This is a genomic window from Photorhabdus kayaii, from assembly GCF_025384895.1.
Taxonomy (GTDB): Bacteria; Pseudomonadota; Gammaproteobacteria; order Enterobacterales; family Enterobacteriaceae; genus Photorhabdus; species Photorhabdus kayaii.
In genome coordinates, this window is sequence record NZ_JAJAFZ010000030.1 from 1 (window position 1) to 14,108 (window position 14,108).

Annotated in this window: 13 protein-coding genes; 3 read left to right on the forward strand and 10 right to left on the reverse strand. The window is 42.3% G+C overall.

Annotated features, from left to right (window positions below; translation table 11 throughout):
* Positions 1-354: 354 nt before the first annotated feature.
* From hemG to pepQ, 4 genes are read right to left on the reverse strand one after another with little or no spacing between them, the layout of a single operon-like run.
* Positions 355-891, reverse strand: a complete 537-nt coding sequence (gene hemG / locus LGZ98_RS12520) for a menaquinone-dependent protoporphyrinogen IX dehydrogenase (protein ID WP_262978150.1) — start codon at positions 889-891, stop codon at positions 355-357.
* 23 nt (positions 892-914) lie between these two features.
* Positions 915-2,366, reverse strand: coding sequence for a Trk system potassium transporter TrkH (gene trkH, locus LGZ98_RS12525; RefSeq protein ID WP_113043571.1), 1,452 nt, complete (start codon positions 2,364-2,366; stop codon positions 915-917).
* 37 nt (positions 2,367-2,403) lie between these two features.
* The gene (locus LGZ98_RS12530) at positions 2,404-3,015 is read right to left on the reverse strand and encodes an IMPACT family protein (protein WP_113043572.1); all 612 of its coding nucleotides are present in this window, start codon (positions 3,013-3,015) and stop codon (positions 2,404-2,406) included.
* Positions 3,015-4,349 carry a Xaa-Pro dipeptidase gene (gene pepQ, locus LGZ98_RS12535; protein ID WP_228899592.1) on the reverse strand — a complete coding sequence of 445 codons (1,335 nt, stop codon included), beginning with the start codon at positions 4,347-4,349 and terminating at the stop codon, positions 3,015-3,017. Before pepQ ends, LGZ98_RS12530 begins: the two co-directional genes overlap by 1 nt.
* 273 nt (positions 4,350-4,622) lie before the next feature.
* Between pepQ and fadB the strand changes: the two genes are divergently transcribed.
* Both fadB and fadA read left to right on the forward strand, forming a co-directional pair.
* A complete protein-coding gene (gene fadB, locus LGZ98_RS12540; protein ID WP_113043574.1) occupies positions 4,623-6,809 on the forward strand; it encodes a fatty acid oxidation complex subunit alpha FadB in 2,187 nt (728 codons plus the stop codon).
* A gap of 11 nt (positions 6,810-6,820) precedes the next feature.
* Complete coding sequence (gene fadA / locus LGZ98_RS12545; RefSeq protein WP_113043575.1) at positions 6,821-7,987, forward strand: acetyl-CoA C-acyltransferase FadA; 1,167 nt, start codon at positions 6,821-6,823, stop codon at positions 7,985-7,987.
* 82 nt (positions 7,988-8,069) lie between these two features.
* Here the strand turns inward: fadA and fre are convergent, their stop codons facing one another.
* The gene (gene fre / locus LGZ98_RS12550; RefSeq protein ID WP_113043576.1) at positions 8,070-8,771 is read right to left on the reverse strand and encodes an NAD(P)H-flavin reductase; all 702 of its coding nucleotides are present in this window, start codon (positions 8,769-8,771) and stop codon (positions 8,070-8,072) included.
* A gap of 10 nt (positions 8,772-8,781) precedes the next feature.
* Positions 8,782-10,254, reverse strand: a complete 1,473-nt coding sequence (gene ubiD / locus LGZ98_RS12555; RefSeq protein WP_112878800.1) for a 4-hydroxy-3-polyprenylbenzoate decarboxylase — start codon at positions 10,252-10,254, stop codon at positions 8,782-8,784.
* Between the two features lie 611 nt (positions 10,255-10,865).
* Here ubiD and rfaH point away from each other — a divergent pair.
* Positions 10,866-11,354, forward strand: coding sequence for a transcription/translation regulatory transformer protein RfaH (gene rfaH, locus LGZ98_RS12560; protein WP_262978141.1), 489 nt, complete (start codon positions 10,866-10,868; stop codon positions 11,352-11,354).
* Between the two features lie 49 nt (positions 11,355-11,403).
* On the opposite strand, the gene hemB is transcribed toward rfaH, so the two are convergent.
* The 4 genes from hemB to tatA all read right to left on the reverse strand — a co-directional run bounded on the left by hemB (position 11,404) and on the right by tatA (position 14,038).
* Positions 11,404-12,417 carry a porphobilinogen synthase gene (hemB, locus tag LGZ98_RS12565; RefSeq protein WP_262978142.1) on the reverse strand — a complete coding sequence of 338 codons (1,014 nt, stop codon included), beginning with the start codon at positions 12,415-12,417 and terminating at the stop codon, positions 11,404-11,406.
* A 109-nt stretch (positions 12,418-12,526) separates the two neighbouring features.
* Positions 12,527-13,309: a Sec-independent protein translocase subunit TatC gene (tatC, locus tag LGZ98_RS12570; RefSeq protein WP_011148498.1), complete on the reverse strand. Its 783-nt coding sequence runs from the start codon at positions 13,307-13,309 to the stop codon at positions 12,527-12,529.
* 21 nt (positions 13,310-13,330) lie between these two features.
* Positions 13,331-13,774: a Sec-independent protein translocase protein TatB gene (gene tatB / locus LGZ98_RS12575; protein WP_113043579.1), complete on the reverse strand. Its 444-nt coding sequence runs from the start codon at positions 13,772-13,774 to the stop codon at positions 13,331-13,333.
* A gap of 3 nt (positions 13,775-13,777) precedes the next feature.
* Entirely contained in the window at positions 13,778-14,038 is a 261-nt protein-coding gene (tatA, locus tag LGZ98_RS12580) for a Sec-independent protein translocase subunit TatA (protein WP_113043580.1), read from the reverse strand.
* Positions 14,039-14,108 lie beyond the last annotated feature (70 nt).

Genomic DNA, 14,108 nt, shown 5'->3' on the forward strand with positions numbered 1-14,108 from the left:
CTAAATTAATTCGTAATGAATTAACTGTTGTTCACTCTTCAAGACTTTAAAACGTATTTTTTTGTGATACGGTCTTGTGAGTGCCCACACAGATTGTCTGATTAATTGTTAAAGAGCAGGCTGAAATAAAACGTGATATTCTCGTTCAGCCGGGCTGCGTATACTACGCTTTTCGCCCGCAGAGTCAAGCGCTTATTAGCTTTTTCTCTGCCCGACCTCACAATGTTTATCAGCGTTGTGTCGGTCAGTGGTGGCGCATTATAGGGCGTTCTTTGACGCTGGCAAGCGTTTATTTAAAAAAAACTGCCGTTAGCAGTTTTTTTCAACAAAATACTGATAAAAAGAACAAATAGGTCATTTTTTACTCACCACTTTAAGGAAATCATCGGTAAAATGATTAACTTGCTGCCAGTCGGTATATTCAACTTCTTTAGTTGTATCAGTTTCCCCACCGGTCATTTTCATAATTATTTTAACCATTATCCGATCCAACCAATGATAACGAGGATAAAGTAATGCACCAGCAAAAACACCACACAAATCTGGCTTCCACGGGGTATTAAATAGAAACTTACGAACATACACATTCGTTTCTGGTGTACGTTTCTCTGGCTTCCTTGCTGTCAAATTTACGCCAAAAAATGCGGTTGGCATTTTATTAAGTTGTTGTTGATGACAGATTGCAAACTTTTTCAGTGCTGAATTGAAATGACCATATCTGATCGAAGCTCCAACCATAATCTTGTCATAAGATTCCAAATTGATCGTTTTTACTGTTGCTAAATCTCTGAGCTCGCATACCTCCCCTGATCTGCGTAGATTTTCAGCAATGCGGGTAATGATTTTCTTAGTCTGTCCATCCCGACTGGAATAAAGTAATAAACAATTCATAGCCATATCCCTCTCCCAATAGACTATTCACGCCAGAAGGTTGGTGTAAATAAAACTAATAAAGTGAATACTTCCAAGCGACCAAACAACATCGTTATAACTAATATCCATTTGGCTGCCGGATTCATTGCAGTGAAGTTATCCGCAACAACACCCAACCCTGGCCCTAGATTATTTAGTGTAGCGGCTATTGCAGAAAACGCAGAAAGTTCATCTACACCAGTTGCGATAAGTAATAATAAACTAATGATAAATACCAAAGCATAAGCAGAGAAGAATCCCCAAACAGCTTCAATAATTCTTTCAGGTAATGCTCTTCGCCCTAGCTTGAGGGTATAAACCGCATTTGGATGAACCAATCTCTTCAATTCACGGGAACCTTGCAGGAATAGCAGTAAGATACGAATCACCTTCAGTCCTCCTCCCGTCGAACCTGCACAACCCCCAATAAAAGCGGAACACAACAGCAGTATTGGCAAAAATGATGGCCAACGAGCAAAACTATCTGTGCTGAACCCAGCTGTTGTCGCCATTGAAACAACCTGGAAAAAAGCTTGGTTTAGTGTCTCTATCCCCGACTTATAAATAGCGTGATGCCATAAGATCAGAGTGCAAATAATAACAAGCACTAATTGAATGGAGATAAACATACGGAATTCAGGGTCCCGCCAATATACTGTCAGGCTACGTCCCGTTAATACCGCGAAGTGCAAACCAAAGTTACAACCAGAAATCAGTAGAAAAATCGCAATAATGGTATTTATCGCGGGGCTATTGAAATAACCAATACTCGCGTCATGTGTAGAAAATCCACCAATTGCGATAGTTGAAAAACTGTGAGAAATGGCATCAAAAACTGACATACCCGCAGCCCATAACGCTAAAGCGCAGGCGATTGTCAGTAACACATAAATCAACCATAAAGTTTTTGCTGTTTCAGCAATTCGCGGGCGCATTTTATTATCTTTCAAGGGGCCAGGCATTTCAGCCCGATAGAGCTGCATTCCCCCAACCCCAAGTAGAGGCAGTATTGCAACAGCCAGCACTATAATCCCCATACCACCTAACCATTGCAGCATCTGCCGGTAGAAAAGAATCGCTTTAGGCAAGGAATCAAGCCCAATCAGTGTCGTAGCACCCGTTGTTGTTAAACCGGAGAAAGATTCAAAAAATGCATCTGTAATAGAAAGATTTGGCTGTTCAGAAAAAATGAAAGGTAAAGCCCCAACACTACCAAGTACTGTCCAAAACAAAGCAACGATAAGAAACCCTTCCCGGGGCTTTAATTCATGTTTTTGCTCCCGATTTGGTATCCAAAGCATCAAACCGATAATTAAGGCAAAAATAAATGTCTGACTAAATGCACGCCCAGCGCCATCACGATAGATAAGTGCTACCAACCCTGGAATTATCATGGTGACAGAGAAAAGAATGACAAGCAGCCCAACAATACGGGTTATGGCACGAAAATGCATTTAGCTGGTTCCTTAGAAATCCAGTTACAGAGAATATTTACAGATCAGGTGTTAAATACAGTACACCGCGACTTAGATCACGTAATTTATCACCGACTTCCCCCACTAAGGTAGCTGGAAGTGAAATTCGCAAAGTAACATTCTCTGCATACTCACTGGAAATAATTTGCCCTGATGATTTCTGTAATAACTGTTCAATCATAGAGATATGGGCATATTCACACTGCAAGGAACAGGGTTTCTGTGGAACCTTATTTTTTGTCTCCAGCAATTTCAGCGCCTGTTGGGCACCACTTCCATATGCCCTTACCAACCCACCGGTACCTAATTTTATTCCACCAAAATAGCGAACAACAACCGCGGTTATTTCACCGATATTATTTCCCATAAGTTGGGACAGTATCGGCTTACCTGCGGTTCCTGAAGGTTCCCCATCATCTGAAAAACCCAACTGTTGTGAATCATCCGGTGCACCAGCAACAAATGCCCAGCAGTGATGGCGGGCATCAGGGTACTGAGCTTTGATTTTCTGGATAAACGCTTTAGCCTCATCCACCCCGTCAGTATGCTCCAGCAAGGTAATAAAGCGACTTTTTTTAATCTCTTCAGTAAAACTCACTGAAGCTGCGGGTATCAAATAAGGCTTCATTATGGCAATTGAAGATCCCGAGTCATGTTTTCCACTTTATTTTCATGGATCACAATATTATCTTCAATACGAATACCACCGAAAGGTTTAAGCGTCCCAATTTTATTCCAGTCAAAATGTTTGCTGAACTCACTTTCACGCCAAGATGCAAGCAGCGATTCGATGAAATAAAAGCCTGGCTCGATAGTCAGCACCATGCGAGGTTCTAGAATACGGGTACAACGCAGATAAGGATACATATCCGGAGCGGCTAAATGTGTACCTGTATCATCCTGCATAAACCCTGCCACATCATGGACCTGTAATCCAAGAGGGTGACCAATGCCATGTGGAAAGAATGGCGTTGTCAGTCCTTTTTCAACCATGACTTCTTCACTGACATCTTTCACGATACCATATTTTTTCAACAACTTAGCAATCCGATGATGCATCTGAATATGATATTCGGTATAGCGAACTCCTGCTTTAATTGTACTAATTAACGCTTTTTGTTCAGCATCCATATCTTTAATTAGAGAAGCAAATTCATTATTACTTTTTGCTGAATAAGTGCGGGTGATATCTGCTGCATAGCCATTATATTCAGCACCGGCATCAATCAGGAAACTACGAATATCCGAAGGTGCATTGTGCTGCAATGCAGTGTAATGCAAAACAGCCGCATTCTCATTCATAGCAATAATATTGTTATAAGGCACATCTGTATCACGATGACCTGTTGCCATAAGATAAGAGATATTAATATCAAATTCACTCATCCCAGCCTGAAATGCTTCATAAGCTGCCAAATGCCCGACAATAGCCGTTTTTTGTGCTTCACGCATACAGACTAGTTCATAATCTGTTTTGTATGAACGATGGAAATGCAAATAATCAAGAACAGACTTTGGATTAATATTGCGTTCAGAGAAACCAATCTCTTTTGCTCTTTGCAGTGAACAACCGATGTAAGCAACATTCTGTTTCACATAAGTGCTTAACTCTGAATTGATATCTCCAGCATTTGCCAGATGAATCATTTCAACTTCTTTAGTCCAGTAGCTAGTCGGCAATGGTTCTACGCTGTGCCAATAATCTACCGGCGAGTAAAACCATAATTTAGGTTTATTAATACCATCTACCCACAACCAGCAATTAGGCACTTTAGTTACTGGTACCCAAGCTTTGAAGTAAGCATTAACTTTGAAAGGGTAATCTCTATCATCAAGAAAAATACGCTGTAACTCACCAGAGTGAATAAGCAAAGCATCAAATTGATTACGGGCCAATGCTTCACAGGTACGTTGCTGCAATGTAGAGATATGTTCGTGGTACAGAGATGCCAACTTTTCCATTTCAATTGACCTTTTTTATTTTATGACTAAACCATTAGCTTATCACAACCGTTGATATTTGCAGGTATCACCCAAAAATCTTCTCAATTTATCGACCCCCACTAACACCTTATTTATCAAGATATAAAAACAATTATTGCCAATGAGATACAAATCTCACTTGTGATCACCCTTGCAAAAAACTAATCACTCATTTGCATTTACTTAACATAATAACCACAATCAAACCCATCTGGTCATACCAGATGGTATGCGCTCATTTAGGAGAACGACATGCTCTATCAAAGTGAAACAATTCAAGTAAGCTGGTTGAAAGATGGCATTGCTGAACTGGTTTTCAATGCCCCAGCCGCGATTAATAAACTAGATACCAAAACCGTTGCATCTCTCGATAAGGCTGTTACCAGCCTAGAGCAACAAACTGGATTGAAAGGCGTTTTATTACGTTCTGAAAAAGCCGCATTTATTGTTGGTGCAGATATTACTGAATTCCTCTCTTTATTCGATTCACCTGTAGAAAAACTGCAAGAATGGCTTAACTTTTCAAATAGCATTTTTAACCGGATAGAAGATTTACCCGTACCAACCATTTCAGCAATAAACGGTTATGCTCTTGGTGGTGGCTGTGAATGTGTTCTGTCTACAGATTTCCGTGTGGCCTCCCCGGATATACGCATTGGGCTGCCAGAAACCAAACTTGGTATTATGCCTGGTTTTGGTGGCTCAGTTCGCCTTCCACGCCTGATCGGGACTGATAATGCACTGGATATCATTGCCGCAGGTAAAGACATTGGTGCAGAAGAAGCATTGAAAAACGGTTTGATTGATGCTGTTGTTCCCAAAGAAAAATTGGTTGATTCCGCAGTATCAATGCTGGAACAAGCAATTGCAGGGAACCTTAACTGGAAAGCCGCACGTCAGCCAAAATTAGAGCCTTTGAAACTCAATGAAATTGAACGAGGCATGAGTTTTAGTGTGGCAAAAGGTATGGTGATGAAAGTCGCCGGCCCTCATTATCCAGCTCCTATCACCGCAGTTAAATCCATAGAAAAAGCCGCTACATTTGGTCGCGATGAAGCATTGAAACAGGAAACCGCCAGCTTCATTCCTTTAGCACAGACAAATGTTGCCCGTGCCTTAGTGGGTATTTTTCTTAATGACCAGTACATAAAAGGACTGGCAAAAAAACATCTGAAAGAAGTCACAACACCTGAGTATGCCGCAGTTCTTGGTGCTGGAATTATGGGTGGTGGTATAGCCTATCAATCTGCCCGCAAAGGGATTCCTGTCATGATGAAAGACATCAGCCAGCAAGCCCTTGAATTAGGTATGAATGAAGCCGCGAAACTTCTAAACAAGCAGTTTGAACGTGGCCGTCTAGATGCTATAAAAATGGCGAGAACCCTCTCTTCTATTCAACCTACCTTAAATTATGCCGGTATCGAACAGGCTCAAATCGTGGTTGAAGCTGTAGTAGAGAATCCTAAAATCAAAGCGGCTGTACTATCAGAAACTGAAACTCTGGTTAATGAAGATTGTGTCCTAGCTTCCAACACATCAACAATTCCAATTTCAGAATTAGCTAATTCCCTAAAACGCCCGGAAAACTTCTGTGGTATGCATTTCTTCAACCCGGTACACCGCATGCCATTGGTTGAAGTAATTCGCGGTGAAAAAACTTCTGAAAAGACAATTTCAACCGTAGTCGCCTATGCCAGCAAAATGGGTAAAACTCCGATCGTCGTTAACGACTGTCCAGGGTTCTTTGTAAACCGGGTACTGCTTCCTTATCTCCTTGGCTTCGGTCTGCTATTGCGTGATGGTGGTGATTTCCGCCAAATAGACAAAATCATGGAGAAAGAATTTGGTTGGCCAATGGGTCCTGCTTATCTCATTGATGTTATTGGTCTTGACACTGCACATCATGCTCAATCAGTCATGGCCCAAGGGTTCCCAGATCGTATGCAGCGTGATTATAAAGATGCCATTGATGTTTTATATGACAATCAACGTTACGGGCAGAAAAATGGCCTTGGTTTCTACAAGTACACTCAAGATAAGAAAGGTAAGCCTAAAAAAGAGCAGGACGAGCAAACAGACCAACTGCTGGCAACTATCTGCCAACAGAAGAGTAATTTCTCCGGTGAAGAGATCATTGCTCGTACTATGATCCCGATGATCAACGAAGTTGTCCGTTGTCTGGAAGAAGGTGTCATTGCCAGCCCAGCAGAAGCCGATATGGCTCTGGTTTATGGCCTTGGTTTCCCTCCATTCCACGGTGGTGTTTTCCGTTATCTGGAAACAATGGGAACAGCGGCTTACGTAAAAATGGCTGAAAATTATGCTCACCTCGGTGCTCTTTATCAGGTACCACCTGGTCTGAAAGCCAAAGCTGAACGTAATGAAAGTTACTACTCTACAGCAGCAACGATTGCTGTCAGCACCGGAAAAACAGCGTGAGGTCTGGAAACATGGAAAATGTAGTCATTATTGATGGCATCCGCACCCCAATGGGGCGCTCAAAAGGTGGTGCATTCCGTCAGGTCCGGGCTGAAGATCTCTCCGCTCACCTGATGAAAGAGCTATTTAAACGTAATCCGGCAATACAGCAACATGAAATCGATGACATCTACTGGGGCTGTGTACAGCAAACTCTAGAACAAGGTTTCAACATTGCCCGTAATGCAGCTTTACTGGCAGATATCCCTCACTCTGTACCAGCCGTGACTGTTAACCGCCTGTGCGGTTCATCAATGCAAGCGCTGCATGATGGCGCTCGTATGATCATGACCGGAGAAGCTAATGTCACACTGATTGGTGGTGTAGAGCACATGGGCCATGTTCCAATGACACATGGCGTGGATTTCCATCCTAAAATGAGTCTGAGTGTTGCCAAAGCCGCAGGAGTCATGGGCTTAACCGCTGAAATGTTGGCAAAGATTCACCATATCAGCCGTGAAATGCAAGATGCATTTGCACTCCGTTCACACCAACGAGCAACACAAGCAACGCAATCAGGTGCATTCTCCAATGAGATATCACCGGTTTATGGTCACGATGCCGATGGCATATTGAAACGGTTTGATTACGATGAGGTAATCCGTTCAGATGCTAATCTGAAAGATCTCGCCGCTCTGCGTCCTGTATTCGATCCAGTAACAGGTTCAGTCACAGCAGGCAGCTCTTCTGCTTTATCCGATGGTGCGTCTGCAATGTTGATAACCAGTGAAAGTTATGCCAAGAACCTGGGGCTGAAACCTCGTGCCCGTATCCGTTCTATGGCAGCTGTTGGTTGCGATCCTTCCATTATGGGATATGGCCCGGTCCCTGCTACACAAATGGCGCTCAAAAAAGCAGGTTTAGTACTAGGTGATATTGGCGTGATTGAACTAAACGAAGCATTTGCCGCTCAATCACTTGCCTGCCTGAAGGGCCTGAATTTGTTGGACGGTATGGATGACAAAGTTAACCTGAATGGTGGCGCAATTGCTCTCGGTCACCCACTAGGCTGCTCAGGTGCTCGCATCACAACAACATTGTTGAACTTAATGGAACGCCGCGATGTTCAGTTTGGCCTGGCAACCATGTGTATCGGTTTAGGCCAAGGTATCGCCACCATTATAGAAAGAATGGATTAAGAACTTATCTGTAAGAATTATTATAACTGAGTCGTTGTTGCCGTAATTCCCGCCTGTCAGGGGCGGGCTTTTTATTATTATTTTAAATGAATTCGAAAGCATCACCATACATGTTGTCAGTAGAAGCATCACGCTCACCACAAAAGCGCTCTCGAGCAATTTTTGCCATTTCAAATCGCCCTGCAATGTAGATATCATAATTGGCCAAACTACCAAAATCCTCTAGTACCGCTTTAAGCACTGTTCCTGTACGTCCACACCAACCATTCTCTGACTGTTCAACAACCGGAACAACCTTCAAATTAGGGTAGTGCTCTGTAAGTAACTGTAATTCAGCAAGATCATATAAATGTTGTGATTCTCTGCCCCCCCAATACATAGAGATCTGGCGTTCAGGTTGTTCTTCCAACGCTGTCAGCAATATAGAACGGGTATAAGAAAACCCCGTACCGCCTGCAATTAATAATAGCGGATTAGTGCTGCTTTGACGAAACCAGGCTTTACCATGAGGGATATCAATATCGATCACTTTCTGATCCAGAATTCTATCCATCACAGCCATTGCATACAAATTCAGTTCAGAAGCACCAATATGTAATTCGATAAACTCCTTTTCTGAAGGCGTTGATGCCATTGAAAATGGACGTTTATCTCTCTCACCCATTACCACCATCAGATACTGACCAGCGCGGAATGAGAACGGAGAATCGGGAAGTAACCGTACCCGATAAACCGTATCAGTAATAGCCTCTACAGAGGTTACTTTGCAGCTCAGTGTTGTCATGCGTTCCCTCTTATGGTCCTAAAATATCTAATTCATCCCAGATTTTGTCGACGCGGGTACGCACTTCTTCACTCATCACAATAGGACGTCCCCATTCCCTCTGCGTCTCTCCCGGCCATTTGTTCGTTGCATCCATTCCCATTTTCGAACCCAATCCTGAAACCGGTGATGCAAAATCGAGATAATCTATCGGAGTATTCTCCATTAATACTGTATCTCTTGCCGGGTCCATCCGCGTAGTGATTGCCCAAATGACATCGTTCCAGTCTCTGGCATTGATATCATCATCACAAACGATAACAAACTTTGTATACATAAATTGCCGTAGATATGACCAAACCCCCATCATGACCCGCTTGGCATGACCCGGATATTGTTTCTTCATAGTCACGACGGCAAGACGATAAGAACAACCTTCAGGAGGCAGATAAAAATCGACAATTTCAGGAAACTGTTTTTGTAAAATCGGTACCAGCACCTCATTCAATGCAACCCCCAACACAGCAGGTTCATCCGGCGGACGGCCAGTATAAGTCGAGTGATAAATAGCATCATGGCGCTGAGTAATATGTGTCACAGTGAACACCGGGAACATATCGATTTCATTATAATAGCCCGTATGGTCACCATATGGCCCTTCTGGAGCTAACTCGCCAGGCTCAATATACCCCTCCAATACGATCTCAGCACTTGCTGGTACCTCCAAGTTATTTGAAAGACATTTCACAACTTCTGTTTTATATCCTCTTAATAACCCGGCAAATGCATATTCCGATAATGTATCAGGAACTGGCGTCACAGCCCCCAATATTGTCGCTGGATCAGCCCCCAAGGCAACAGCCACCGGGAAACGTTCTCCTGGATGTGCCTGACACCATTCCTGAAAATCAAGCGCACCACCACGATGAGATAACCAGCGCATAATGAGTTTATTTTTACCCAATACTTGCTGACGATAGATACCAAGATTTTGCCGCTCTTTATTCGGGCCACGAGTGACTGTCAGCCCCCAAGTAATCAACGGCGCAGCATCCTCTGGCCAACAGTGCATAATCGGAATACGGGTTAAATCTACATCGTCACCAACCGAAACATGTTCCTGACAAGGCGCAGTATTAAGCCGTTTAGTTGGCATATTAAGGACTTGCTTAAATTTCGGTAGCTTATCCAGTAAATCACGAAAACCTTTCGGAGGATCGGGTTCTTTCAAAAAAGCTAGCAGCTTACCCACATCATGCAAGGCTTTAACATCTTTCTGCCCCATCCCCATAGCAACACGCTCAGCAGTACCGAACAAATTACACAATACAGGCATTGAATAACCTTTGGGATTTTCAAACAACAAGGCAGGCCCACCAGCGCGAAGGGTACGATCTGCAATCTCAGTCATCTCCAAATAAGGATCAACTTCAAAACTGATGCGTTTCAACTCACCTTTATGTTCCAATAAGGTTAGAAAATCTCTTAAGTCACGGTATTTCATACTATTCATTTATGCCGGTTTTTAAGGGGGAAAACATTATAAGCCATCCCACTCAGCTTTTTTGTGTTTTTTTCAGAAGACTACAAAGTAAACCAATAAGTTACTAAAAAGCAATGAGGTTAATTCAACCTTGCGACCTTAAAGTCAAATACAACGAAATAGAGGCTAATAAGTTAATATTTGAGCATTAAATTGCCCAGTAAGATGTTTAGTTGGAACATATTGCATTGGAACATCTCGATACCTTTGTTCTTACCACAGAAATAATGCTATCACTATCTCCTCTGGGTTCACTGCACAAGATGCAGCCAATTGATCACCACGGATTTCCCATATGGCTACTCAATGACTATCAAATTTTGCAATTACTCAACAGAAATACTGATATTTTTCTTTTATTAATATTTACTGAACAAATAACAACCAACTTTATATTAATTACTTTATCTGTTACTTACCAAAATATTACTCATCGCTTTTTTATTGAAAAACATAGGACCCACTCATAACAATAAATATGCATCATTAAACAATTATCACTAAGATAATACCTGTAATGCCCTTTTCTATTTTGCTATGCTTAATAGTCATTAGATTAAGGTTAAATAAAGATGGAAAACTGGTACCTCATTTACTGTAAACGTGGGCAAATTTCACGAGCAATAGAAAATCTGGAACGACAAGATGTTGCTTGCCTAACTCCTTCCGCGAGAATTGAAAAAATAACCCGTGGTAAACGTACTGTGAATATAGAACCACTTTTTCCTAATTATCTGTTTGTTCAGTTTGACCCTGAAATTATTCATACTACAACTATCAATTCAACACGCGGTGTTAGCCACTTTGTCCGTTTTGGCGTGCACCCTGCTATCGTACCGGAAACACTGATTAAAGAGATCGTATCAGCAACTGAGCAAGAATATGTATCACCAGATACACCTGTGGCTGGCGATACCGTATTAATCACCGAAGGTATTTTTGAAGGATTGCAAGCTATCTACAATGAGCCAGATGGAGAAACCCGTTCTATTCTGTTACTTAATATTCTGAATAAACAATTACCTAAGGCACTTGATAATAAGCAGTTTGTGAAAATTTAACCAGACAAAAAACGGGCAGAATTTACATTCGCCCGTTTTTAATCAAATATTAATGCTTCTGTTCATATAACTGTTGAGCAACCTGTTTCGCAAAATAGGTCAGTACACCATCTGCTCCTGCGCGCTTGAAGCATAACAGAGACTCCACAATTACCCGTTCTTGTAACCAACCATTCTGGATAGCAGCCATGTGCATGGCATATTCGCCAGATACTTGATAAGCAAAGGTTGGTACACCAAATGTGTCTTTTACCCTGCGAATAACATCTAGGTAGGGCATACCTGGTTTTACCATTACAGTGTCAGCGCCTTCCTGCAAATCCTGTGCAATCTCCTGCAATGCTTCATCACTATTCGCAGGGTCCATCTGATAGGTTTTTTTATTGCCCCCTTTCAGATTACGATTTGAACCGATTGCATCACGGAATGGGCCATAATAACTAGAAGCATACTTAGCGGAGTAAGCCATAATTTGAGTATTTACATGTCCTTCCGTTTCAAACAGTTCACGGATTGCTCCAATACGCCCATCCATCATGTCGCTCGGCGCTACAATCTCAGCACCAGCTTCTGCATGTGACAATGCCTGTCTGCCCAAGATCTCTTTGGTGACATCATTCATTACATAACCATCTTGGTCGATGATCCCATCCTGACCATGTGTAGTGAATGGATCTAATGCTACATCAGTTAGTAACCCTAGTTCAGGAACAGCATTTTTCAACGCCCGAACCGTACGCTGAATCAACCCATCAGGGTTATAAGCTTCTTCCGCATCCAGAGATTTTTTATCTGCTTCAATAACGGGGAACAGAGACAATACAGGAATCCCCAGTCGGGCAATCTCTTCAGCTTCTTTCAGCAAAAGATCCATCGTCAGACGATACACCCCTGGCATAGAAGGCACTTCTTGACGACGATTAGTACCCTCCATCACAAATACAGGATAGATTAAATCATTAACAGTTAATTGGTTTTCAGCAACCAGACGGCGGGAAAAATCATGACAGCGCAACCGGCGCATACGTCGACCAGGGAAAGTTCCTGGAAATGCATAGCTCATATAGCTCTCCTAACTCAAACCCAGCGCACTCGCGCTGGGTTAATTAATATGCTATCGCTTCGTGCTAATTATCTTAGCACTACAGAACAACATGTTAAGATTACTATTATCACTTTTCCGTATTCACTTCTGGCGCTTCCTGCTCATCTTCCTCTGAACGATCCCCCAATTTCCGCTGTCCGGTATAAAAACGGGAGAGCAAAATCCCCAATTCAAACAGCAGATACATAGGAATAGCCAGCAAGGTTTGCGAGAAAACATCCGGCGGCGTTAACAACATGCCAACAACAAAGGCCCCGACCAAAATATACGGACGCTTTTTCTTTAAGGATTCCGGTGTAACTACCCCACTCCAACATAACAAAATAATGGCAACGGGTACTTCAAAAGAGACACCAAAGGCCATAAACAGTGCCATGACAAAGCTTAAGTAGTTACTGATATCCGTTGCAATCAGCACCCCTTCAGGCGCCGTTTTAGCAAAGAATCCAAAAGCTATCGGAAATACAACAAAATAAGCAAACGCCATCCCCAAATAAAATAGCAGGCTACTGGAAACAAGCAAAGGGATCATCAAGCGGCGTTCATGCTTATATAACGCAGGTGCAATAAATGCCCATACTTGATAGAGAACCATAGGTGCAGATACGAATATTGACACCATGATGGTCAGTTTTATTGGCGTAAAAAAGGGAGAAGCAACATCTGTCGCTATCATACTGGCACCTTGAGGCAACTGCTTAATCAAAGGTGCAGAAATCATCTGATAGATGTCGTTAGAAAAATAAACCAATGCTAAAAAAACCACTAATACAGTAAGTAAACTGTTTAGAATTCGCTTACGCAGTTCAATAAGGTGACTGATAAGTGGTTGAGTATCATCAACAGCCATGTTTTAGTGTTCACCATTAACTTAATTAGAAGTTTTTTTCTTTGTTGCAGAAGCCGCTTGATCATCCACTAGAGCAGAAGGTCCAGATGAAGCCACAACCTGAGACGCTGCTGGCTTTTGTGCCACCTCATTTATTTCTGATGCGTTCATACTCCCCGCATCAGGTTCATTTTGGTATGCTTTTTTCAAAGACTCAGCAGTTTCTTTTAGCTCATCCATCGAAGCTTTTAGTTCCGGGGATAAATTCTGCAACCCCGCTTCTTCTTGAACTTTTTTCAGGCTTTCTTGGAGCTCCTGCAATTTCAGCTCTTGGGCCAACTCATTTTGGACGTTAGCAGCTAAAGAGCGCAGTGCCCTGATCCAACCAGCAACCGTTTTTACTGCCACCGGTAGCCGTTCTGGCCCCAAAACCACCAAGCCAATGACCATAACCAGCAGCAACTCACCAAAACCAATGTCAAACACGGTTTATACCTGCTCTTTGTTTTTGCTCTCAGATGGTTCAGATTGAGCTACAGATTGTCTTTCAGTAATGTTTTTAGTCTCAAAATCGGCATCACTACTGGTTTTTTGAGCCTGTTGAGGCTGATTATCATCCCCTATCGCCTTTTTAAAACCTTTAATAGATGCCCCAAGATCAGAACCTAAAGTACGGAGTTTATTTGTGCCGAACAACAGCACCACAATGACCGCAATAATGAGTAACTGCCAAATGCTTATACCACCCATTCTGATTCACCTCTATTCAACAGGGATTATTTTAATAGCTCATTATACCCGTTATCTTTCAAGTTGCCTC

Coding starts and splice junctions, on each gene's coding strand:
- hemG (WP_262978150.1), bottom strand. CDS start 891: ATGAATTGTTTATTACTTTATTCCAGTCGGGATGGACAGACTAAGAAA.
- fadA (WP_113043575.1), top strand. CDS start 6,821: ATGGAAAATGTAGTCATTATTGATGGCATCCGCACCCCAATGGGGCGC.
- hemB (WP_262978142.1), bottom strand. CDS start 12,417: ATGAGCTATGCATTTCCAGGAACTTTCCCTGGTCGACGTATGCGCCGG.
- ubiD (WP_112878800.1), bottom strand. CDS start 10,254: ATGAAATACCGTGACTTAAGAGATTTTCTAACCTTATTGGAACATAAA.
- fre (WP_113043576.1), bottom strand. CDS start 8,771: ATGACAACACTGAGCTGCAAAGTAACCTCTGTAGAGGCTATTACTGAT.
- rfaH (WP_262978141.1), top strand. CDS start 10,866: ATGGAAAACTGGTACCTCATTTACTGTAAACGTGGGCAAATTTCACGA.
- LGZ98_RS12530 (WP_113043572.1), bottom strand. CDS start 3,015: ATGAAGCCTTATTTGATACCCGCAGCTTCAGTGAGTTTTACTGAAGAG.
- pepQ (WP_228899592.1), bottom strand. CDS start 4,349: ATGGAAAAGTTGGCATCTCTGTACCACGAACATATCTCTACATTGCAG.
- tatA (WP_113043580.1), bottom strand. CDS start 14,038: ATGGGTGGTATAAGCATTTGGCAGTTACTCATTATTGCGGTCATTGTG.
- trkH (WP_113043571.1), bottom strand. CDS start 2,366: ATGCATTTTCGTGCCATAACCCGTATTGTTGGGCTGCTTGTCATTCTT.
- tatC (WP_011148498.1), bottom strand. CDS start 13,309: ATGGCTGTTGATGATACTCAACCACTTATCAGTCACCTTATTGAACTG.
- fadB (WP_113043574.1), top strand. CDS start 4,623: ATGCTCTATCAAAGTGAAACAATTCAAGTAAGCTGGTTGAAAGATGGC.